The 20,674-nt window shown below is 69.6% G+C and carries 18 protein-coding genes and 1 pseudogene; 10 read left to right on the top strand and 9 right to left on the bottom strand.

Annotated elements, in window-relative coordinates; all coding sequences use genetic code 11:
* Positions 1–111: 111 nt before the first annotated feature.
* Genes BJY18_RS20650 through BJY18_RS20640 form a run of 3 tightly spaced genes read left to right on the top strand, consistent with a single transcriptional unit; the run spans position 112 to position 2,806 of the window.
* Positions 112–996, top strand: a complete 885-nt coding sequence (locus tag BJY18_RS20650) for a CPBP family intramembrane glutamic endopeptidase (protein WP_221457860.1) — start codon at positions 112–114, stop codon at positions 994–996.
* The gene (locus BJY18_RS20645) at positions 993–2,150 is read left to right on the top strand and encodes a sensor histidine kinase (RefSeq protein WP_184781522.1); all 1,158 of its coding nucleotides are present in this window, start codon (positions 993–995) and stop codon (positions 2,148–2,150) included. Before BJY18_RS20650 ends, BJY18_RS20645 begins: the two co-directional genes overlap by 4 nt.
* The gene (locus BJY18_RS20640) at positions 2,147–2,806 is read left to right on the top strand and encodes a response regulator (RefSeq protein ID WP_184781521.1); all 660 of its coding nucleotides are present in this window, start codon (positions 2,147–2,149) and stop codon (positions 2,804–2,806) included. The genes BJY18_RS20645 and BJY18_RS20640 overlap by 4 nt, the downstream gene beginning before the upstream one ends.
* Positions 2,807–2,815: 9 nt before the next feature.
* Here BJY18_RS20640 and BJY18_RS20635 read toward each other — a convergent pair whose 3' ends face one another.
* The 5 genes from BJY18_RS20635 to BJY18_RS20615 form a co-directional block, all read right to left on the bottom strand.
* Positions 2,816–4,030: a hypothetical protein gene (locus BJY18_RS20635; RefSeq protein WP_221457857.1), complete on the bottom strand. Its 1,215-nt coding sequence runs from the start codon at positions 4,028–4,030 to the stop codon at positions 2,816–2,818.
* Between the two features lie 83 nt (positions 4,031–4,113).
* On the bottom strand, positions 4,114–5,595 hold the full coding sequence (locus tag BJY18_RS20630; RefSeq protein ID WP_184781520.1) for an arabinofuranosidase catalytic domain-containing protein: 1,482 nt from the start codon (positions 5,593–5,595) through the stop codon (positions 4,114–4,116).
* 25 nt (positions 5,596–5,620) lie between these two features.
* Positions 5,621–7,189 (bottom strand): glycoside hydrolase family 76 protein, encoded by a 1,569-nt coding sequence (locus BJY18_RS20625; RefSeq protein ID WP_246458931.1) that lies wholly within the window; start codon positions 7,187–7,189, stop codon positions 5,621–5,623.
* 379 nt (positions 7,190–7,568) lie between these two features.
* The gene (locus BJY18_RS20620) at positions 7,569–10,289 is read right to left on the bottom strand and encodes a sensor domain-containing protein (RefSeq protein ID WP_184781519.1); all 2,721 of its coding nucleotides are present in this window, start codon (positions 10,287–10,289) and stop codon (positions 7,569–7,571) included.
* Positions 10,290–10,437: 148 nt separating this feature from the next.
* Positions 10,438–11,253 (bottom strand): rhomboid-like protein, encoded by an 816-nt coding sequence (locus BJY18_RS20615; RefSeq protein ID WP_246458930.1) that lies wholly within the window; start codon positions 11,251–11,253, stop codon positions 10,438–10,440.
* A gap of 171 nt (positions 11,254–11,424) precedes the next feature.
* Here BJY18_RS20615 and BJY18_RS20610 point away from each other — a divergent pair, with 171 nt between their 5' ends.
* Positions 11,425–11,961 (top strand): hypothetical protein, encoded by a 537-nt coding sequence (locus BJY18_RS20610; RefSeq protein ID WP_184781518.1) that lies wholly within the window; start codon positions 11,425–11,427, stop codon positions 11,959–11,961.
* A 29-nt stretch (positions 11,962–11,990) separates the two neighbouring features.
* On the opposite strand, the gene BJY18_RS20605 is transcribed toward BJY18_RS20610, so the two are convergent.
* Positions 11,991–12,440 carry a pyridoxamine 5'-phosphate oxidase family protein gene (locus BJY18_RS20605; RefSeq protein WP_184781517.1) on the bottom strand — a complete coding sequence of 150 codons (450 nt, stop codon included), beginning with the start codon at positions 12,438–12,440 and terminating at the stop codon, positions 11,991–11,993.
* 87 nt (positions 12,441–12,527) lie between these two features.
* On the opposite strand from BJY18_RS20605, the gene BJY18_RS20600 reads away from it, so the two are divergent.
* Positions 12,528–13,118, top strand: coding sequence for a TetR/AcrR family transcriptional regulator (locus BJY18_RS20600; protein WP_184781516.1), 591 nt, complete (start codon positions 12,528–12,530; stop codon positions 13,116–13,118).
* Here BJY18_RS20600 and BJY18_RS20595 read toward each other — a convergent pair.
* Complete coding sequence (locus BJY18_RS20595) at positions 13,069–14,415, bottom strand: nucleobase:cation symporter-2 family protein (RefSeq protein ID WP_184781515.1); 1,347 nt, start codon at positions 14,413–14,415, stop codon at positions 13,069–13,071. The genes BJY18_RS20600 and BJY18_RS20595 overlap by 50 nt on opposite strands.
* A 53-nt stretch (positions 14,416–14,468) precedes the next feature.
* Here BJY18_RS20595 and BJY18_RS20590 point away from each other — a divergent pair, with 53 nt between their 5' ends.
* Positions 14,469–15,584 (top strand): 5-methyltetrahydropteroyltriglutamate--homocysteine S-methyltransferase, encoded by a 1,116-nt coding sequence (locus BJY18_RS20590; RefSeq protein ID WP_184781514.1) that lies wholly within the window; start codon positions 14,469–14,471, stop codon positions 15,582–15,584.
* 71 nt (positions 15,585–15,655) lie between these two features.
* Here the strand turns inward: BJY18_RS20590 and BJY18_RS20585 are convergent, their stop codons facing one another.
* Positions 15,656–16,336 (bottom strand): TioE family transcriptional regulator, encoded by a 681-nt coding sequence (locus BJY18_RS20585; RefSeq protein WP_184781513.1) that lies wholly within the window; start codon positions 16,334–16,336, stop codon positions 15,656–15,658.
* Between the two features lie 89 nt (positions 16,337–16,425).
* On the opposite strand from BJY18_RS20585, the gene BJY18_RS20580 reads away from it, so the two are divergent.
* The 4 genes and pseudogenes from BJY18_RS20580 (at position 16,426) to BJY18_RS20570 (ending at position 19,088) form a co-directional block, all read left to right on the top strand.
* Positions 16,426–17,505: an erythromycin esterase family protein gene (locus BJY18_RS20580; protein WP_184781512.1), complete on the top strand. Its 1,080-nt coding sequence runs from the start codon at positions 16,426–16,428 to the stop codon at positions 17,503–17,505.
* 67 nt (positions 17,506–17,572) lie between these two features.
* The gene (locus tag BJY18_RS20575; protein WP_184781511.1) at positions 17,573–18,793 is read left to right on the top strand and encodes an NAD(P)/FAD-dependent oxidoreductase; all 1,221 of its coding nucleotides are present in this window, start codon (positions 17,573–17,575) and stop codon (positions 18,791–18,793) included.
* Positions 18,794–18,808: 15 nt separating this feature from the next.
* Positions 18,809–18,934 (top strand): annotated as a pseudogene (locus tag BJY18_RS38075) (Clp protease N-terminal domain-containing protein); the annotation flags it as partial.
* Positions 18,879–19,088: a Clp protease N-terminal domain-containing protein gene (locus BJY18_RS20570; RefSeq protein WP_376774700.1), complete on the top strand. Its 210-nt coding sequence runs from the start codon at positions 18,879–18,881 to the stop codon at positions 19,086–19,088. The pseudogene BJY18_RS38075 and the gene BJY18_RS20570, both read left to right, overlap by 56 nt.
* A gap of 76 nt (positions 19,089–19,164) precedes the next feature.
* On the opposite strand, the gene gnd is transcribed toward BJY18_RS20570, so the two are convergent.
* Positions 19,165–20,601 carry an NADP-dependent phosphogluconate dehydrogenase gene (gene gnd / locus BJY18_RS20565; RefSeq protein WP_184781510.1) on the bottom strand — a complete coding sequence of 479 codons (1,437 nt, stop codon included), beginning with the start codon at positions 20,599–20,601 and terminating at the stop codon, positions 19,165–19,167.
* Positions 20,602–20,674: the final 73 nt, after the last annotated feature.

Below are 20,674 nucleotides of genomic sequence, written 5' to 3'. Positions count from 1 at the left end.
CGTGCGAGCTACGCGCAAGTGTCCGCTGCTTGGTGACGATTTCCGCCCGCCGGATCCGTAATTTCCAGTGCGGCAGCGGCGAACGGCCGCGGATCCGGCGAAGGAGGCCTGATGAAGTGGGGCAAGTGGGTCGTGCGGCTGGTCCTCCAGTTCGCGGCCGTCGCGGCGGTTTCGTTCCTGGGCAGCCAGGCAGCTGCCGCCACGCAGGACGGACCGGCGCTGATGCTCGTCGTGGGGTTGTTGACCGCGACGCTCGCAATTTTCGTCCACCGGCTGGTGGCGGCCCGGATGGAACGGCGCCCGGTCGACGAGCTGTCCGGCAGAGGAGCCGCACCGGGCCTGGCCTGGGGGACGCTGGGTGGTCTCGCGATCTTCGGACTGGTCATCCTCACCATCGCCGTTTTCGGCGGTTACCAGGTGCACGGATTCGGCACGATTCCTTCCGCGGTGGGGTTGCTCGGTGTCATGGCGGCCGCCGCGGCGACGGAAGAGCTGATGTTCCGCGGGGTGCTGTTCCGGATCGTCGAAGAACGCGCCGGTACCTGGTTCGCGCTGGTGGCGACCGGTCTGCTGTTCGGCATGGCGCACCTGTTCAACCCGGACGCGAGCCTGTGGGGTGCGATCGCCATCGCGATCGAGGCGGGCGGCATGCTCACCGCGGCCTACGTGGCCACCCGCACGCTGTGGGTGCCGATCGGCCTGCACTTCGGCTGGAATTTCGCGGCCGGCGGGATCTTCGGCACGGCTGTCTCCGGCAACGGCACCTCGCAGGGTTTGCTGAGCGCCACGATGTCCGGCCCGGACGTGCTCACCGGCGGCGCCTTCGGCCCGGAAGGCAGTGTGTACTCGGTGGTCTTCTGCGTGCTGGCGACGATCGCCTTTCTCCGGATGGCACATCGGCGCGGCAACCTGAAGCCCTTCCCACGCCGGGGCCCGGCCGTCCCCGACCAACGCGGCGCGGACGAAACCGCTGCCCTGACTAGACTTTCCCGATGATCGACCATCGGGAGGTGCTGCGAAGGTGGCGCGGGCTGGACGTCGTGGTCCGGGACCTCCCGCTCGGGCTGGCCATGCTGATCGCGACGTTCCTGCCGTTCTTCGACAGTCACGGCACACAGGTCGGCAGCCTTCCGCAGCGTCCGTACGACGTACTGGCCGGAATCGTGGTCGTGCTCGAATGCCTGCCGCTCGCGGTGCGCCGCCGGTGGCCGCAGATCGCCCTCCCGCTGGTCTGCGCCGGTTTTGCGATCGACCAGCTGCGCGGTTACCACACCCTGGCCGGTACCGCGCTGGCCATCATGCTGCTGAGTGCGGGGGCGCATCTGGAGTGGCGCCGCCGGCTCACCGGGATCCTGCTGACCGTGGTGTACGTGCCGTTCGCGATCGTGCTCTACCGGCTCGGAGCCGGTGGCGAGCCGGTGATCGAGTTCGTGACGTTCTACCTGGTGACGATCTTCGCGTGGGCACTCGGTTCGTGGCTGCGCTCCACCCGGGCGCTGGAGGCCGAACGGCGTCGCCGGGTCGCCGAGGACACCCGCACCGCCGAACGCAGCCGGATCGCCCGCGAACTGCACGACGTGGTGACCCACCACGTGACGGCGATGGTCGTGCAGACCGAGGCGGCACGGTATCTGACCGCCGCACCGGAACGGCTGGACCAGACGCTGGCCGCGGTCACCGACACCGGGCGGCGGGCCATCACGGATCTGCGGCATCTGCTCGAGCTGCTCAACCCCGACCACGGCACCGAGGTCCCCACCTCCTCGCCCGGTAAGCTCCGCACGCTCGTGGAGCAGACCCGTCAGGCCGGTCAGCCGGTGGAGTTCACTGAGGAGGGCACGCCGGCGGAATCGAGTGGCAGCGCCGATCTCGTGGCCTATCGGGTCGTGCAGGAAGCTTTGACGAACGCCCTCAAGTACGCGCACGGCAGCCGTACCGCGGTCGCGGTACGGCACTGCGAAAGGGAGATCACCGTGCAGATCAGCACGGACAGTTCCGGAACGCATGCCGCGTCCCCCGGCGGTAGCGGACGCGGTCTCACCGGACTGCGGGAACGGGTCACCGTGCTGGGCGGCGATTTCAGCGCGGGCCGGGCCGGTGGCGGCGGGTTCGTGGTGCGGGCGCGGATTCCGACCGGGAGCCGCGGGTGAACGCGCCGATCCGGGTGCTCGTCTGCGACGACCAGATGCTGATCCGCACCGGACTGGTCACGATCATCGACGCGCAGCCCGACCTCGAAGTGGTCGGCGAATGCGGGGACGGCCAGGCTGCCGTCGACCTGGCCGGACGGCTGCGGCCGGACGTCGTGGTGATGGACGTGCGCATGCCGGTCCTCGACGGCATCGGCGCCACCCGGCTGCTGGCCGGAGCGGACGTGGCGGAACCGGTCAAAGTCCTCGTGCTGACCACGTTCAACCTCGACGAGTACGTCTACGAGGCACTGCGCGCCGGCGCGAGCGCGTTTCTGCTCAAGGACGCGCCGCCTGCCCAGCTGCTGCACGGAATCCGCACCGTGGCGACCGGCGCGGCGCTGCTGGACCCGGAGGTCACGCGGCAGCTCGTGGGCCGGTACGCCGCGCGGATCCGTCCGGCCGAGGAAAACTCCGGCGAGCTCCCGATCACGCCGCGGGAACTGGAGGTGCTGCGGCTGATCGCCGACGGGCTGTCCAACAGCGAGATCGCCGGCACGCTCTCGATCAGCCAGGAGACGGTGAAGACGTTCGTCTCACGGATCCTGACCAAACTCGGCCTGCGCGACCGCGTGCAGGCCGTGGTCTACGCCTACCGCCACGGCCTGGTGACCTGAGCGCGAACCTCAGCCGCTGTAGCCGGCCTGGCCGACGGTGAACACGTTGCGGCTGCCGGTGCCCTCCTGCAGTGACCACAGCAGATCGGCCTTGGTCTCGTCCTCCCAGTACGAGATGCTTTCCCCGCTGCCGACCCACGGATAGGTCTTCGACCCGGTGGCCGGTGCCCAGTAGTAGAGCTGTTTCTGGCCGGAGGAGTTGAACCACCAGCGGCCGTTGTGCGAGGCGACGCCGTTGAGCTTGTACCAGGGAAGCCGCAGTGCCTGGCTGGCCGTGGTGTTCGCGGCGAAGGTGGTGGCGGACGGTGCGAACGGATAGCGGACCGCACGCGGCGCCCGGTTGGGGTATTTGTCGCAGCCGGACTGACAGGTGTACTCGTTCATCACGATCGACTTGGTCGCCCGGTCCAGCGAAATCGACGACCACACCAGGTCGGTGCCCGAGGTGGTCTTCGAGGCGATCGAGCCGACCTGCGGGAGCACGTAGGCGTAGTTGTGCGCGTAGTACGTGGTCGACGACTGCCGGCCGATCTGGCCCGCGTCCCCGCCGGTGTCGGTCTTGAGGATCTTGCGCAGGTCGAAGACCCGCATCCCGCGGCCGGTGTCGGCGACGTAGAGGTAGTCGCCGTACCAGGAGACACCCCCGGCGTGGATCGGGATGTCCTTGAAGTCGGGTTCGGAGGTGCTGCCGGTCGGCTCCACGAGCAGGATCTTGCGGTACTTGTTCGGGTAGGTGGCGTCCCAGTCGACCAGGGTGATCCGGCTGCGCTGCTGTTTGCCGGTGCAGGAACCCTTGGTGTACCAGCTGATGAGCACCAGCTGGTGGCCGTCGTAGTTGCCGCTGTTGGCCGTGCCCACGGCGTCGCGGCTCGTGGTGATGCCCTGCGGATAGCTCTTGCAGTCCCGGTTGTCCGCGTCGTCGAACTGGAAACCGCCGGTCAGGCCGGCCACGGAGAACGACGAGGGCAGCGCTCGCCGGGCGTGGTTCGCGGTGTCCATCACGGCGTGCACGGCCGCGGTGCCGAGCGTCGAGACGAGTGCCGAGTTCAGCGCGTCGAACTGGTGGTAGTCCGCGCTAAGGGTGTATTCGCCGGAGGGCAGGGTGGTGGGCCCGGCCGCCGCGGCGGCCGGCACTGCGGCGGCCGCCGGCACCGAGCCGGCGAACAGCAGGCCGGCGGCGAGAACCGACCCGGCGACGGTGATGGCACGACGATGCGACCGCATGAGAGCCCCCTAGCGTCCGGTCAACCTCCTCACGCTAGAGCCACCACGGGCCGCACCGCAACGTCGCCGGGCGGAACCAGGGGTCAGGAACCGGTGTGCAACTGGAATTTCTGGGCCGCCGCGCCGTTACAGTCCCAGATCCGCAGCACGGTGCCGTCGGCTGTTTCGCCGTTCGGGGAATCCAGGCACCGGCCGGAACGCGGGTTCAGCAGCGAGCCGTCGGCCTGCTGCTGCCACTCCTGGTTGCCGCCGCCGGTGCAGTCCCACAGCAGGACCTGCTTGCCGGCCTCGGTGCCGTTGTCGCTGATGTCGAGGCAGCGGCCGATCGTGGTCAGCGAACCGTTCGGCTGGTGCGTCCAGTACTGGTCCTCGGCGTAGGTCTGGCAGCCCCACAGCTGGACCGCGGACAGGTTCGCGCCGGTGTCGTCCCCGGCGACGTCGACGCATTTCCCACCCGGTCCCGTGATGGTCCCTTGTGGACCGTTGGGCACGTCGGTCTCGCCGTCGTACCCGATCGAGACGACGTTGTCCTGCACCGCATTCTCCGTGTCGTCGCTGGGGAAACCGGCGACCATCGCACCCTCGAAGAAGGTGCCGCGGTTCCAGTTGCTGTTGTCGCCGCCGATGCCGAGGATGATGCCGCCCTCCTGCTTCATCGGCCGGTAACCGTCGCGGCTCGGCAGCGCGCCGTCCCACCACGTGGTGAGGTCACCGGACTGCGCGTCACCGCCCTTGAGCGAGTACTTCGTCTGGCCGTCGTTGCGCAGCACCGCGGTGACGTAGGGGCTCTTGTTGCCGAGGTTCGCGGTGTTGGAACCGTTGTCGCCCTGGAACATCCCGTTCTCCAGATCGGCCTCGACCCACGGACCGGTGCCGGTGCACGGTTCGAAGTAGCAGGTCGTCGCGATGCTGACGGCGTCCATGTGCCCGTTGCCGTTGTCCGCGGAGTTGGTTTCGGCGTTGCCGTAGTCGAAGCAGCAGGCGCTGCCGACGTGGGTGCCGCTGGCCACCATGTAGGCACCTTCCGGCTGCCCGTTCACCGCGACGCCCTTCGCCGCGCCCACGTAGCGGTAGCCGACGCCGGGGGAGATCCAGATGCCGTACACCTTGTGACCGCCCGCGGTGACCGAGAGTTCGGAAGCGTCGGCGCCGCGGTCGGGGGTGTTGTTGGCGCTGCCGCCGGGGGCCGGCGTCAGATCGCTGTGGTTGGCGGTCTGGTCGTAGATTTTCGTGATCCGGCAGGTGGTCGCGGCGCAGAACGCGTCGTGGTCGGCCGCGTCGGCGTAACCGTCGGAGAGCTGCCCGACGTCGTGCGTGGTGCCGTCCGAGGCACGCGTGAGCTGGTACAGCGGCCCGTGATAGCCGGACGACAGGGCTCTCGTCGTGCTGTGTGCGGCCACGCACGGGGTGCCGCCGGAGCCGTAGATGTCACACGGCAGATTCGTCGCCGCCGAGGCGGTCGCTCCGCCACCGCCTACGAGCTGAACAGTGCTCAGCAGGACCACCGGGAGCACGGCTGCCAGCCGTTTTCCCGCGCGCGAGAGCCGTCTCCACCGGACCGTCATGTCGGTTTCCCTTCTCGTGGCCGGGTCAGTTCGTCGCGTTCATGAGGTCGAGCGCGGACTGCTGGCGGGCGGCATCGGACTGGTCGAACGGGCCCGCCCACAGCAGGCCGTACTGGTCGGCGGTGTTGCGGTCGTTCGCGTAGGCGGAATCAGCTTGCCGCTGCAGATACTCGGTGTAGGGATGATCCGACAGCGCGGCGTTGAGCGCGCCGAGGTCGCGGGCGTAGACGCCCTTGAACGACGGGCCGTCGTTGCCACCGCCGCCGGGGCTGTCGCCGGGGTCGTGCAGGATTCCGTCGCTGTTGAGGGACGTGCTCGTGGTGGACGCGTCGGCCAGCGTGCGGGCTGTGGTGAGCAGCGCGTCGTCCCCGGTCGCGCGATGGAGTTCGGCCAGCGCGGCCAGCGGCACGCCCTGGTTGTAGGTGTAGACCTGCCCACCGTTGTTGGTGCAGGTGTCGAGGTCGATACCGTCGTTGACGAGGTTCGAGTCGTTGATCATGCCGCTGTCGGTGAACCAGGACCAGCCGTCCCGAGCCCGCTCCAGATAGCCGGTGTCGCCGTCGATCCGGTTGTGCAGTGCGGCGTTGAGCTCGATGTAGAGCGAGTTCGCGATGGCGTTCTTGTAGGTCTTCTCGACGCTCCACCAGATCCCGCCGCCGCAGGTGGAATCCCAGTAGGAATGCAGGTAGTCGGCATCGATCCTGGCGGTGTCGAGGTACTTGCTGTCACCGGTGAGGTCGTAGGCGTCGATCCAGGCCAGGCCCCACCAGCCGGTGTCGTCGAGGTAGTCGTTGGTGAAGTCTCCGCGCTGTGCCTGGAGATTCAGCCGGTAGGTCTGGTCGATGGCGTAGCGGTAGCTGTCCATTCCGCTGACTCGCACGTTGTCGATGAGCGCGGTGAGCGCGTTCGCGGAATTCCACCAGCCGGTGGTGTCGAACAGGCCGGTCCCGCCGTTGTAGTACTCCATCAGCGCGGTCGCCGCGGCCGTGCTGCGGGTACCGGCGTTCCACGTGCTGCGGGCCCAGCCGGTGCAGCTGACCGAGGACGCGCCCTGGGGCAGGCCGCAGGCGCGCAACAGTCCGTAGCCGGCGTTGTTCCAGTCGTCGACGTTGTACATCAGCGTTCGCCAGTCCTGCTGACCGGACGGGGCGACGGTGTCACCGAGCTTGCTGCCCGAGGACCAGGTCCGGCCACCGTCGAAGGACCGGTCCAGCCAGACCTCGTCGCCGGCTCCGCCGTGGGTGATCGTGGCCCACCCCATGTCGTCGCCGTCAGCCATCCGCAGCTCCAGCTGCCGTCCGTCCGCCGCGTCGGCGGTGGCCACGAGCCGCGCGTCCGAGGCCTCGCCGGGATCTCGTGCGTCGCAGTACTTGTTGCAGATGTCCGCGGCTTTCTCCTTGCCTGCGGACGGCGTGGCGGTGGGCGCCGGGGTGGCCGTCGCGGGGATGTCCACGCCGGTGGCACCGGTGCCCGGATCGCCAAGCGGCCCGGCCGAGGTGGAGGCGGTGGCCGGACCCGCCGCCGCAAGTGTGGCGACCGCCAGCGCGACGGTCAGCATCACCGATGTGGATACCGTTCGGGGGAATGCTCGCATGCCGAGTCCTTGGAAGCGTTTTCCGGGCGCAGCGGAGCCGACGTCGACGGTTTCCGCCACGGGCAAGGGAGGAACGTGATAATGGTGCACAACCGAGCGATCCGATGTTAATTACCCTTGGTGGCGACGTCAACGCGTTCTGGCGTACTGCCAGGTTTCTGTCCTGTGGACAGGGCTTCTCGGGCAGGTTTCCCAGCCTGGCAGGGCAAGGTGAGCTCAGGTCATCCATGTGGCGGAATCGCGGGCTCGCGGTGCCTGAAAAATGCCGGAATCGAGCAGCGAACCGCGGAACGGAGTCGTTCCGGGAATCAGTTCCAGGAAGTCGAGCCCGCCGTACGCCTTCGTGCGGGTACTGAGCCCGCCGGGCCGTTCACCGCGTCTACCGGAACAGTTCCGCGGCCGCCGAAGGTCGTCCGAGGTGGTAGCCCTGGGCTTGGTCGCATTCGAGCTCCCGGAGGAGGATCAGTTCCTTCTCCGTTTCCACGCCCTCGGCCACCACCGTCAGGCCCACCGCGTGGGCCATGGCGATGATGCTCGCCACGATCGCGGCCGCGTCGTGGGAATCGGCTATTCCGGTGATGAACGAGCGGTCGATCTTCAGGGTATCCAGGGTCAGGGTGCGGAGCTGGGCCAGTGACGAGTATCCGGTGCCGAAATCGTCGATCGCCAGCAGGACGCCGAGGGACCGCAGGGCGGTCAGCACTTCCGCGGCGGCCGACGTGTCGCGCATCAGGGCGCTTTCGGTCACCTCCAGCGTCAGGGCGTTCGCCGGCAGACCGGTGGTCGCCAGCGCGTCCCGTACCGCCGGAACGAGGTGCGGGTCGTCCAGCTGCCGCACCGAAAGGTTCACCTTCAGGCTCAGGTCCAGTCCTCGTGCACTGCGCAGGGCGGCCAGTTCCCTGGTCGTGTCATTCAGGACGAACTTGCCCAGTACGTTGATCAGTTCGCTTTCCTCGGCGAGCGGGATGAACTCCGCCGGCGAGATCGGGCCGTGTTTCGGGTGCGTCCAGCGCAGCAAAGCCTCCACCGCGACCATGTCACCGGTGTGCAGGTCCACCACCGGCTGGTACGCCGGCCACAACTGTCCACTGTGGACGGCGTCGCGCAGGTCCTGTTCCATCCGCAGCCGGCGTTGCATCCGGGTGCGCAGTGCGACGTCGAAGAACTCGAACCGGCCCCGGCCGCGGGACTTCGCTTGGTACATCGCGACATCCGCGTCGCGCAGCACGTCCTCGGCGCTGCGTGGGTCGGCGTCGGCGACCAGCACGATGCCCATGCTCGCGTCCAGGTGCAGCGCCCTGCCGTGCACGTTCACCGGTTCGGCCAGGGCCGAACGCAGGTGCGCGGCGAACACGCGCGCCTGCTCGGCTTCGGTGGCCCCGGTGGTGACCACCACGAACTCGTCCCCGCCGAGGCGGCCGACCACGTCGCCGGGGCCGGTGACCCGGCGCAGCCGTTCTCCCGCGATACGCAGCACCTGGTCGCCGACCGGGTGGCCCAGCGAGTCGTTGATCAGCTTGAACTTGTCCAGGTCCAGGAACACCACGGTCACAGCGCCGCCGCGGGTGCGCCGTTCGAGCCGGTCCAGCACCAGCGTCCGGTTCGCCAGGCGGGTCAACGGATCGTGGGTCGCGTCGTGGGCGAGACGGGCGCTGATCGCGCGCCGCTCGGTGATGTCGGTGAAGGAGGTGACCACGGAGACGTTCCGCGGATCGTCGGGATCCAGCAGCCGCGACGTGAGCGTCACCCACACGTCGCGGCCGTCCGGGCGGCGCAGCCGGACCACCAGGCCGTTCTGGGGCACGCCGGTCCGCCGGGTGCGCACGGACGGCAGTTCGTCCGGCGGGATCCGCCTGCCGGATTCCTCGAACAGCACCAGCGTCGAGCACGCCGCGCCGATCAGGTCCGCCGCCGGTACGCCGAGGATGCGGCTGGCGGCCGGGTTCGCCGACTCGATCGAGCCGGTCGGTCCCATCACCAGCACGCCCTCGTCGAGCGCCGCGACCACCGTGCGGTAGTGCAGCTCGGCCCGCCGCCGCGCGGTGTCGTCGGTGCAGACGAGCACGTATCCGTCGCCGGTCCCGGTCGTGGAGACCCGTACGGACAGCAGCGCTCCGTCCCGCCGGTGGTGGGTCTGCGCGACGACGCCCCCGGCCCGCTGGATCGCCTCCGGGTCCAGGTCCACCCCCAGCACCTCGCGGATCCGCCGGCCGAGCGCCTCGGATTCCGGCCAGCCGTACACGCTTTCCGCGGCGGGATTCCAGCTCGTCACGATGTGCTCGGCGGTGACCGTGACGATGGCGTCGCTGACGTGCGTCACCAGCGCCGCCTGAGTGCGCACAGCGGCCGCCGCGGCCAGTTTCGTGGTGACGTCACGGATCACCACCTGGAACGACGGCGTGTCCTTGCCGGTGGTGCGCACGGACACCGTCTCGGCGGTGAACTTGCTGCCGTCGGCCCGCTTGAGCACGGCCTCGACCGGCGCCGGACCGATGTCGTCCACCAGCAGGCCCGCCGATTCCGCCGCCACGAACTCGGCGAACGGGTGGCTGACGACGTCCGCTGGTGACCGCGCGGCGAACAGGTCGAGCGCGGCGCGGTTGGCGTAGGTGATCACCCCGCCCTCGTGCACGCAGATCGCGTCCGGGCTCAGTTCCACCAGGACGCGGTAGCGGTCGGCCAGTTCGGTGAGTTCGGAGTGCCCCGGCAGGTCCTCGGACACCGCGGAGACGACGCCCAGCAAGCCGGTCGCACGGCCGTGGTCGCCGACCGTGCGGGCACGCAGCCGGATCCGCCTGCGTGCGCCGTCACCGGCGTCGTAGGGCTGTTCCAGCGCGAAGTCCCGGCCCGGCCGGGTGCGCGGGAGGTGCACGGTGAGTGGTCCGAGCAGTTCGGTGAGCCGTCCGCACAGTTCGTTGCCGCTCGCGCCGGGACGGCCGAGCACGGCATCCAGACCGGGCAGCCAGGTGAGCGTGGCCGGGCCGGCGCCGGTATGCAGGGCGAAGACGACGCCCTCGCCGTCGGCCGGATGCAGGCCGGCGAGCCATGCGGCGGAGCCGGCGTCCTCCGCCGGTTCGCCGGCTAGGGCGTCAGCCTCCATGTGCTTCCGGACCCCCTGTGTCGGCAGATGGCCCGTCGATTACACCACCGAGTGAAGCCCGTGTATACGTGTGCGCGCAGCTTCCTGGGGCCACTCGTCCGGACCAGGGCGTTCATCCAGCCGCGTCGGGCGTGCACACGCTCGGGCATCAGCTGTCGACCGGCACCCCGGGCCGGGCCGGTATCCGCAGCCGTGGTCCCCAGAACAGCAGGCCGAAGTGCACGGCGAAGGCGTGCCCGAGAGCGGTGACCACCGAATCGAGGCTGCCCGGAGTGTCCGCGACGTACACCCCGACCACGAACAACTCCAGCGTGACCAGGACGAGGACCCGTGCCCGTCCGCGCGCCAGGTACGCGAGCGCGCCCGCGGTGGTGAGGAAGCCGTAGCTGACGCCGATGTCCAGCCAGCGGCCCGCGGACGTGGGCAGGATCTCCGAATGGATCAGCGCCATCACCGGCAGTTCGGTGGCGAGGGTGGCGAGGACGTGGCCACTGAAGAAGACGAGCGCCGTACGCGTAGGACCGAACCGCCGTTCGAGCGGCGCGATGGCCAGGGCGAAGATCGCCGCGTAGACGATCCAGCCGCCGTCCTCGATCCAGATCGCACTGCTGACCAGCGAAGTGAGCGGACGGTGCGACAGATTGTGCGCGTCGGTGCTGGACAGCTGCAGCAGCTTCGCGGTGAGCACCGGATCGGCGAACCTCAGCACGAGCGTGGTGCCCAGCAGCAGGAGGAGGTAGCTGAAGGTGAAGGGCGTGGTCCGGGCGGAGGGCAGGTAACGCAGCCACGCGCGGCCGGTCCGCCCGAGCGAGGCGCCGTCCGGGCACACCAGCGAGCCGGACGCGCGGACCGTGCCCAGCAGGCCCTGCAGGACGTACCGAAACTGGACCCAGCCGGCGGCCCACTTTCGGGGGACGACGCGCTGCACCCAGGAGACGGCAGGGGCCGGTGGATGCAACGACATGGCTCCAGGATGACCGGGCATGCTGGGATTCTGACTAGGCCAAGCTGTGAAAACGCTGTGACAGCCGCCCGGTAGGGTGATGCACACTCAGTAGGCTTTGGTGGTTTTTCTCACCCATTCGGTGGTCAGATCCGGTAAGAAGGGACCACTCCTCGTGAAAGGTCCCCGCTGGTGAACGATGAGGTCCCGGTCGCCGACCTGCTGGTACGTGAGGGATGGGGCGAGCGGGTGCCACCACCGTCCCGGTCGCGCTGGCGGATGGTCGCCGTGATGCTCGCTGTGGTCGTCGGCTGCGGCGCCGCTGCCGTGCTCGTCTCGTTCGGGACCACCGCACACGACGAGGCGGTGCGCGTCACCGAGATGCGGGTGATCGAGATGCCCAATCGCACCGGCGGTGCGGGTGGGGTGGACGAAACCAACCCGGCCACCATCGAGAACAGCGAGAGCACCGTGCCGGCCGGCGGCCAGGAGACCACCGAGGACACCACCCCGCCGGCCCGCATCGCGATCGATCCGCTGAATCCCTCCGACGAGCAGAGCTCGACCGAGTCCCACCCGGCGACGTCGTCCGCGGAGAATCCGGACACCTCGTCGCCGCCGGGCACGACCTCCTCCGGGCCGTCCGGCACTGCTTCGCCGGACGACCCACCGTCCTCGAGTGCTCCCCAGCTCCCGCCGCCGTGCCTGCTCGGCATTCTCTTCTGCTGAGCTGCCCCGGCGGCTGAGGCGCTGCACCGTCACGACGGGCTGAGCGCCTCGGTGAGATCGCTGAAGTCGCCGGTGTTCCAGCGTTCCGGACGCATGGTGATCGCGACGTTGCCGGACTGCTGGTCGTAGGTCAGGCGGAGGTAGCCCTCCGCGATTTCGTCCGGAAGGTAGCGCTGCGCCATGGCCAGCCGATCGGCCTCGGTGACCGGGCGAGTGCCGGTCACCGAGCCCTCCACGGTCACGTACTGCATACCGCCGGGTGCCAGCACACACAGTGCGAACCGGCCGGCCTCCGCGATCAGCTTCGTCTTGCGCAGCTGCGGGGAAGTGAGCACGGTGACTTCGCCGCCGGGGGTGTAGCTGTGCCAGATCGGCGTGGTCAGCGGGGCGCGGCCAGGTTCGGCGGCCACGGTGAGCACGCTCACGTGCGCGGCAGCGAGCAGCGCTTCCCGTTCCGGTACGGGCATCCTGCGAACCATCGTCGACTCCTTAAGGCCATGGGATTTGCCTTAAGCCTACGCAGACTCCGAGCTTTAAGGCAACCAAAACTGCTTTAGGATGCGAAGATGGCCGAAGTGAGCGGCACCAGACCAGGCGGACGCAGCGCACGGGTGCGCGAAGCGGTGTACGACGCCGCGATCGACCTGTACGCCTCCGGGGAAACCGAAGCAGCGATCCCGCGCATCGCGGAGCGGGCGGGCGTGAACCCGACCAGTCTCTACCGCCGGTGGGGCACGTGCGCGAACCTCCTTCTCGAGGCCGCCGTCTCCCGGCTGCGGGCCACCACGCCGATGCCCGACACGGGATCGCTGCGCGGTGACGTCGAAGCGTGGGCAACCGGGGTCGAGCGTTCGCTGACCATGCCCGACTCGCAGGTGCTGCTGCCCGCGCTCGTCGCCGCGCGAAGCACCGATGCCAGTCCCGCCGAGCACCTCCTGGCCCGCCGCGCGGATCTCGAGCGGATGCTCGCCGTGGCCGCCGAACGCGGCGAGCCCACCCCCGTCGTCGAGGATCTGCTGGACTACGTCCTCGCGCCGCTGTACCTGCGGGCGCTGTTCCGGATGCCGATCGAGACGGGCCTCGGTGCCCGGCTGGCCGAGCGGCTGCTCACCGAGCGCGCAGCGGATCCTGGCCGCGGCGCCGGCCGAGATGGTTGAAGAGCAGGTTCAGCACGAAGGCCAGTACTGCCGCCACCGTGATCGGGCTGCCGCAGACCGTGCGCAACCACGCCGGGAAGTGCTGGAAGAAGATGGAGTTACCGGACGGGTCGAGCCCGAACGCGGGCAACAGCCCGACGCCGAGCGCGACCGCGACCACGAAGCCGTTGTGGTTGCCGGAAAAGTCCACCTTCGTCAGGTTCTGCACCCCGACCACGGCGACCATCGCGAACATCACCACGGCCACGCCACCCACCACCGGTTCCGGGATCGCGGCCAGGAAGGCGCCGATCTTCGGCACCAGCCCCATCACCACGAGCAGCCCGCCGGTCACCGCGACCACCCACCGGCTGCGCACGCCGGTCATCTGGACCAGCCCCACGTTCTGCGCGAACGCCGTGTCCGGGAAGGAGTTCATGAACCCGCCGGCGATCGCGGACAACCCGTCGGTGGCCAGTCCGCGGGCGAGGTCGGGACCGGTGGCCGGGCGGCCGGTGATCTCGCCGACCGCGATCAGGTCGGCGGTGGTCTCGGTGAACGAAACCAGCATCACCACGCACATCGACACCACCGCCGCGACCGGGAACGTCGGCGCGCCGAAGTGCAGTGGCGAGGCCAGCCCGAACCAGCTCGCGTCGCCGACCCCGGAGAACTGCGCCCGGCCCAGCGGAATGGCCACCAGCAAGCCCGCCACAAGGGCGAGCAGCGGCCCGATCTGGCCGAGGAACCCGTGCAGCAGCCGGGTGAACAGCACCATCAGCGCGACCACGCCGAAGGCCAGCCCGAGGTTCGCCGGATCGCCGTAGGACGCGTCGCCGGTGTCGTGCCCTGCGATCATCGCCGCACCCGGCCCGAGCAGGGAAACGCCGATGACCAGCAGCAGGGTGCCGGACACCAGCGGCGGGAAGAACCGGATCAGTGCCGCGAACGGTTTCGCGATGAGCAGCCCGAACACGCCGGAGGCGATCATCGCGCCGTAGACCGCGGTGATGCCGTACTGCGCTGCGATCAGGATCATCGGGTTGACCACGGTGAACGTGGCGCCGGCCACCACCGGAAGGCGGATCCCGAAGATCCGCCCGATGCCCACCGACTGCACCAGGGTGGCCAGCCCTGCCACGAACAGGTCCGCGTTGACCAGCAGGGCGACCGACGCGTCGTCCAGATGCAGTGCGCTGCCCACGATCAGGGGCACGGCGATGCAGCCGGTGTACATGATCGCCATGTGCTGCAGTCCGAGCAGCAGCAGGCGGCCCGCGGGCAGGCCACGGTCGACCGGATGCGGCGAGTTCGTCATGAGCGGCCCTTTCGATCCTGCCGAGACGCTGGTTGGGTGTGACGATGCCAGGTATGAATCCGCCGTTTCGAGCCGATCACGTCGGAAGCCTGCTGCGGCCACCGGTGCTGCGCGAGGCCCGGCGACGGTACGCCGCCGGGGAAGTCAGCGCCGAGCAGCTGCGGGCAGTCGAGGACGACGCGATCCGCGACGTCGTGAAGATGCAGGCGAAGGCGGGCCTGTCCTCGGCCACCGACGGTGAGTTCCGACGGTCGTCGTGGCACATGGACTTCATCTACGCACTCGGTGGCGTCTCCCGCGGGGACGAGCGGCTGCACGTCACGTTCCACAACGCGGACGGCGACGTCGAATTCAGCCCGTCGACGCTGCGGGTGGACGGCAAGGTCCGGCTCGAGCAGCCGATCTTCGCCGAGCACTTCGAGTTCCTGAAGGCGCACACCGGGCCCGGGATCACGCCGAAGCTCACCATCCCGTCGCCGAGCATGGTCTACTACCGCGGCGGCCGGGCGGCGGTGAGCGAGACCGTGTACCCGGACCTGGAGGAGTTCTTCGCCGATCTCGCCACGGCGTACGCGGCCCAGCTGCGGGCGATGGGCGAGCACGGCTGCACCTACCTCCAGCTGGACGACACCAGCCTCGCCTACCTCAACGACCCGAAGCAGCGCGAGATGGTCGCGAAGATGGGCAGCGACCCGGACACCATGCACCTGCGCAACATCGCGCAGATCAACGCCGCGCTGGCCGGAAAACCCGAGGGCATGGCGGTGACCACGCACCTGTGCCGCGGCAACTTCCGTTCGTCGTGGGTGGCCGAAGGCGGCTACGATTTCGTCGCCGAAGCGCTGTTCACCGAGCTCGGCGTGGACGGGTTCTTCCTGGAGTTCGACGACGAGCGCTCGGGTGGGTTCGCCCCGCTTCGGTTCGTGCCGAAGGGCAAACGGGTGGTGCTGGGCCTGGTCACCACGAAGCGGCCCGAGCTGGAGGATCCGGACGCGCTGGTGCGCCGGATCGAGGAAGCCGCCCAGTACGTCGACATCGACCAGCTGTGCCTTTCGCCGCAGTGCGGATTCTCCTCGACCGAGGAGGGCAACGACCTGAGCACCGACGACCAGCTCCGGAAGCTGGAGCTGATCGTGTCGACGGCCGAGCGGGTGTGGGGCCGCCCGTAACCACCTGCGGCGTCACGGGTCGGTGAAGCCCCGGTGAGGGGCACCAGTGGCGGTACTGTCAGCAGGCCCGCTCAGGGCGGGTCGGCGAGGTAACACGCCAGCTGAGCGGCTCCGTCCAGCATCGCGTGGGCCCGTGCGGTGAGCCGGGATCGCCAGCCGCGCAAGGCTTCTTCCAGGGGTGCGACGCCGCCGGCGTGGCGGACCTGATCGAGCACTGCCGCGATCCGGCTGAGCGGGTAGCCACCGCGGCGCAGTTGGTGGGCGAGACGGGCGTCGCGCACCGCGATCGGTGGGTAGCGACGGTGCCCGGCGCGATCCCGTTCCGGACGCAGGATTCCGGCGGCCTCCCATTTGCGCAGCGTGGCCGGATGCACCGACAGCTGGTGCGCGAGCGCGCCGATCGAGGGCACGCTCTGGCGTACGGCTGGTTCTTGCGTGAGGTTCCGCAGCGCGTGTTCGACGTCGGTCAGAGTGCCGCGGTCGCGTAGCAGCTCGGCGTGGCCCTCGTCGATCAGCTGGAATGCGGTGTCTGCCGAGCGCTCGTTGACCGCGCGCAGCATCGCTGCCGCGCGGGCATGGCCGAAGCCGGGGCGCAGCGTGAGGAAGGCGCGCAACGCTTGCGCGTGGCGTTCGGTGTAGGTCCGGTAGCCCTGCGGTCCACGCTCGGCGGGCGGGAGGATGCCGTCCTCCTCGTAGTTGCGGACAGCTTGGGTCGACAGGCCGTGCTCGCGAGCGAGGTCCTTCGGACGCATGTCACCTCCGGTTTGAGGGTTCTCGCGCTATTCAACCAGGTGAGTATCGGGAAAGCGCCAACCGAAAGTTCAACGATACGGTCAAAGCAATGAAGACCTTCGAGACCTTCCTCGCCCGCCGCTGCCCGACACTGCTCGGGCTGGGGGAACCCACTCACTGGACCGAAGCTTTTCCGTTGTTCCGCAACGAGGTTTTCCGGTATCTCGTCCGCGAGCACGGCTATCGATCGATCGCGCTGGAAACCGACTGCCTGGCTGGGCGGCTGGTCGACCGCTACGTGACCACCGGTGCGGGGGACCTCGACCAGGTGCTGGCCACCGGGTTCAGCCACGGCTTCGGCGCTTTCCCGTCGAACCGCGCGCTGGTCGAGTGGCTGCGCGACCACAACACCGGACGCGCGCCCGAAGACCAGGTGCGTTTCCACGGGTTCGACGCCCCGCTGGAGATGGCGAGCGCACCCAGCCCACGCGCCGTGCTCACCGAACTGCACGGCTTCCTGTCCGCACACCTCGACGACGTGCCCTACGACGTCGCGACCATCGAGCGCTTGGCCGGCGAGGACGCGGGCTGGGCCGACGAGGCGGCGATGTGGGACGGCAGGAAGTCGCAAGGCGACCGCCCGGCAGCTCGTGAGCTGCGGTTGATCGCCGACGACCTGGCCGGCCAGTGCGAACGGGCCCGGCCGGGCTTGCCCGAGGGTGGTGAGCTGCTCGCCCGTACCGCGGTCGGCCTCTGCCGTTACCACGCGCTGATGACCGACACGTCGCCGGAACGCATGGGCCGGCTCGGCGCGCAGCGCGACGTGATGATGGCGGAAAACCTCCTCGCGCTGCCGCACACGTTCGTCTCCGCCCACAACCAGCACCTGCAGCGGCGTGCGATCTCGATGATGGGCGGGCAGTGGTGCAGCGCGGGCGCGCAGGTCGCGCATCGGCTTGGCGACCGCTATGTGTTCATTGCCACCGACTTCGGCTCGTCCGATGCGGTAGGCGAGCCGGCTTCGGGGACGCTGCAGGCGCACCTCGCCGCGACGGTGCAGGACCGTGAACTGGTCGAAACCGCCGGAATCGATCCGGATCTGCCCGCCCGGACCGGCGACGGACGCGCGTACCTTCCGTTCGACGCAGTCGGTGCGGCGGACGCGATCGCGTTTCTGCAGCGGGTGTGACGGCTGCGCCTCGACGATCTTGGCCGAGGTGTGCTCAGATGGTCCGGAGATGTCAGGAGGAGCAGGTATGAGCACCGAAACCGTTCTCGTCGTCGGCGCCGGGCAGAGCGGTTTCCAGACCGCGGCGTCGTTGCGGGACAAGGGATTCACCGGTCAGGTGGTCCTGATCGGCGACGAGCCGGGGGTGCCGTACCAGCGGCCGCCGCTGTCCAAGGCCTACCTCGAGGGCACGGCCGGGGACGAGCAGTTGCGCCTGCGGCCGGAGGACTTCTTCGCGGAGAAGGACATCCGGCTCGTGCCCGGCCGGGTCGCCGCGGTCGACCGTGCCGCCGCCCGGGTGCGGCTGGAGGACGGCACCGAGCTGGCCTACGACCACCTGGTGCTCGCCACCGGCGCCCGCAACCGCACGCTTCCGGTGCCCGGCGCCGACCTCGAGGGTGTGCTGATGCTGCGTACCCGCGACGACGCCGACCGGCTGCGGGAGTCGCTGGAAGCCGCGAAGGACGTCGTGGTGATCGGCGGCGGGTTCATCGGGCTCGAGTTCGCCGCGCACGCCGGGCGCCCGGTCACCGTGGTGGAGGCGCAGGATCGGTTGCTCGCGCGGGTCGCGTCGCCGGAGATTTCGGAGTTCTTCGCCGGGCACCACCGGGAGGCCGGGCACACGGTGCTGCTCGGCACCGGTGTGACCGCGCTGCACGGCGAGGGACGCGTGGAGTCGGTCGAGCTGTCCGACGGCCGTCGCCTGCCCGCGGATCTCGTCGTGGTCGCGGTCGGCGTCCTGCCGGAGACGACGCTGGCCGAGCAGGCCGGCCTCGACGTGGCCAACGGTGTGGTGGTGGACGAGCACCTGCGCACCGGGGATCCGCGGATCTTCGCGATCGGCGACTGCGCCAGCTTCCCGTGCGTGCAGGCCGGCTCGGTGACGCGGCTGGAATCGGTGCAGAACGCGGTGGACCAGGCCCGTTCGGTGGCCGCGGCGATCACCGGCGCACCGGCGCCGTACGACAGCCTGCCCTGGTTCTGGACCGACCAGACCGGCGCGAAGCTGCAGATCGCGGGCATCCTCGCGGCGGCGGACCGGACCGTGGTGACCGGCGACCGTGAAGCGGGCAAGTTCTCCGTGCTGTCGTTCCGCGACGACGTGCTGATCGCGGTGGAGTCGGTCAACCGCCCGCCCGACCACATCGCCGCGCGTCGCCTGTTCACCGCGGAACCGCACCCGGCCTACGCCGACCTGGCAGCCGATTCCTTCGATCTCAAGGCACACCTCAAGTCCCGCGCTGCCTGACCGACGCGGGCGTACCTCGGCCGGCATCTCGGGGAGTTCGCCGACCACCTGGTCGGCCATTTCGTGGACCAGGCGCGGCGGTCCGGTGCCTCGTGGACCGACATCGGCGCCGACATGGGTGTTTCTGCGCCTCGGGCACAACTACATCGGGACTGAACACCTCCTGCTGGCCCTGCTGGAGCAGGGCGAGGGTGGTGGTTACGAGGTACTGAGCGAGCTGGGCATCACGAAGGAACCGGCCGAAGCCAAGATCAACGAAGCTCTCGCGGAAATCCTCGCCACCCGCGCGCCGTGACCGGCGAAGCCGTGAACGCCCCCTTCAGGAAGTCAGATTCCTGAGGGAGGCCTTCACGGCAACGGTCGTGGGACGGTCAGGCGTCGACCTCGGAGCGGTCCTCAGCAGCCCACAGCGTGTGGAACGAGCCTTCCCGGTCGACGCGGCGGTAGGTGTGCGCGCCGAAGAAGTCGCGCTGGCCCTGGACCAGCGCGGCCGGCAGGCGGTCGGCACGCAGGCCGTCGTAGTAGGCCAGCGCGGTGGAGAAGCCGGGCGTCGGAATGCCGAGCCGCACCGCGGTCGAGATGACCGAGCGCCACGAGTCCTGCGCGTCCTCCACCGCCTTGCGGAACCCGCCGGACGTGAGCAGCGTCGGCAGGGCCGGTTCCTCGGCGTAGGCGGAGGTGATGTCGTTGAGGAACTTCGCGCGGATGATGCAGCCGCCGCGCCAGATCGCGGCGACCCGGCCCAGGTCGATGTCCCAGCCGTACTCCGCGGCACCGGCCTGGATCTGGTTGAAGCCCTGCGCGTAGGCGACCACCTTCGACGCGTACAGCGCCTGCTCCACGTCGTCGGCGAACGTCTCCAGCGCCGCCCCGCTCAACGGCGCCCGCGACGGACCGCCAAGCCCGCGCGCGGCCTCCCGCAGCGGCTTCGAACCGGACAGCGAACGCGCGAACACCGCCTCCGCGATCCCGCTGATCGGCACGCCGAGGTCCAGCCCGATCTGCACGGTCCAGCGGCCGGTGCCCTTCTGCTCCGCGGCGTCCTCCACCACGTCGACGAACGGGCTGCCGGACGCGTCCACGTGCTTGAGCACCTCGGAGGTGATCTCGATCAGGTAGGAGTCGAGCCGCCCGGTGTTCCACGTCCGGAACACGTCGGCGATCTCGGCGGGCGCGTACCCCGCGGCGCCGCGCAACAGGTCGAACGACTCGGCGATCAGCTGCATGTCCGCGTACTCGATGCCGTTGTGGACCATCTTCACGAAGTGGCCCGCGCCGTCCGCGCCGATGTGCGTGCAGCACGGCTCGCCGTCGACCTTCGCCGAGATGTCCTCGAACAGCGGCCCGAGCGACTGGTAGGACTCCTTCGACCCGCCCGGCATGATGCTCGGGCCGTGCAGCGCGCCTTCCTCGCCACCGGAAACGCCGCTGCCGACGAAGTGCAGACCGCGCTCCCGCAGCGCCTTCTCGCGCCGGCGCGTGTCCGCGAAGTGCGCGTTGCCCGCGTCGATGATGACGTCGCCCTGCTCGAGCAGCGGTGCGAACTCCTCGATGACCGCGTCGGTGGGCCCGCCCGCCTTGACCATGATCACGATCTGCCGCGGCCGCTCGAGCGCGTCGACGAACTCCCGCGCGGAGTACGCCGGGATGAACTCGCCCTCGTCGCCGAACTCCTCGACGAGCTTGCGGGTCCGCTCCTCGGAGCGGTTGTGCAGGGCCACCGTGTGCCCGTGCCGGGCCAGGTTGCGCGCCAGGTTGCGGCCCATGACCGCGAGGCCGGTGACCCCGATGCTCGCCTTCTTGCTCATCCGAACCCTTTCCGAAGTCTCTGCCGGAGTCCGAGCGTAGTCCGGTTCGCCCGCGCGGGAGAGTCCCGCGTGA

Origin of the sequence: Amycolatopsis jiangsuensis (assembly GCF_014204865.1) — a bacterium.
In the GTDB taxonomy this organism is placed as follows: Bacteria; Actinomycetota; Actinomycetes; order Mycobacteriales; family Pseudonocardiaceae; genus Amycolatopsis; species Amycolatopsis jiangsuensis.
The sequence above is the reverse complement of the archived record's forward strand: the minus strand, read 5'-3'. Positions and strand labels throughout refer to the sequence as shown.

Bases quoted from the DNA above. Each gene is read 5' to 3' on its own strand.
- BJY18_RS20650 (WP_221457860.1), top strand. From the start codon at position 112: ATGAAGTGGGGCAAGTGGGTCGTGCGGCTGGTCCTCCAGTTCGCGGCC.
- BJY18_RS20645 (WP_184781522.1), top strand. From the start codon at position 993: ATGATCGACCATCGGGAGGTGCTGCGAAGGTGGCGCGGGCTGGACGTC.
- BJY18_RS20635 (WP_221457857.1), bottom strand. From the start codon at position 4,030: ATGCGGTCGCATCGTCGTGCCATCACCGTCGCCGGGTCGGTTCTCGCC.
- BJY18_RS20630 (WP_184781520.1), bottom strand. From the start codon at position 5,595: ATGACGGTCCGGTGGAGACGGCTCTCGCGCGCGGGAAAACGGCTGGCA.
- BJY18_RS20625 (WP_246458931.1), bottom strand. From the start codon at position 7,189: ATGCGAGCATTCCCCCGAACGGTATCCACATCGGTGATGCTGACCGTC.
- BJY18_RS20620 (WP_184781519.1), bottom strand. From the start codon at position 10,289: ATGGAGGCTGACGCCCTAGCCGGCGAACCGGCGGAGGACGCCGGCTCC.
- BJY18_RS20615 (WP_246458930.1), bottom strand. From the start codon at position 11,253: ATGTCGTTGCATCCACCGGCCCCTGCCGTCTCCTGGGTGCAGCGCGTC.
- BJY18_RS20605 (WP_184781517.1), bottom strand. From the start codon at position 12,440: ATGGTTCGCAGGATGCCCGTACCGGAACGGGAAGCGCTGCTCGCTGCC.
- BJY18_RS20600 (WP_184781516.1), top strand. From the start codon at position 12,528: ATGGCCGAAGTGAGCGGCACCAGACCAGGCGGACGCAGCGCACGGGTG.
- BJY18_RS20595 (WP_184781515.1), bottom strand. From the start codon at position 14,415: ATGACGAACTCGCCGCATCCGGTCGACCGTGGCCTGCCCGCGGGCCGC.
- BJY18_RS20590 (WP_184781514.1), top strand. From the start codon at position 14,469: ATGAATCCGCCGTTTCGAGCCGATCACGTCGGAAGCCTGCTGCGGCCA.
- BJY18_RS20585 (WP_184781513.1), bottom strand. From the start codon at position 16,336: ATGCGTCCGAAGGACCTCGCTCGCGAGCACGGCCTGTCGACCCAAGCT.
- BJY18_RS20580 (WP_184781512.1), top strand. From the start codon at position 16,426: ATGAAGACCTTCGAGACCTTCCTCGCCCGCCGCTGCCCGACACTGCTC.
- BJY18_RS20575 (WP_184781511.1), top strand. From the start codon at position 17,573: ATGAGCACCGAAACCGTTCTCGTCGTCGGCGCCGGGCAGAGCGGTTTC.
- gnd (WP_184781510.1), bottom strand. From the start codon at position 20,601: ATGAGCAAGAAGGCGAGCATCGGGGTCACCGGCCTCGCGGTCATGGGC.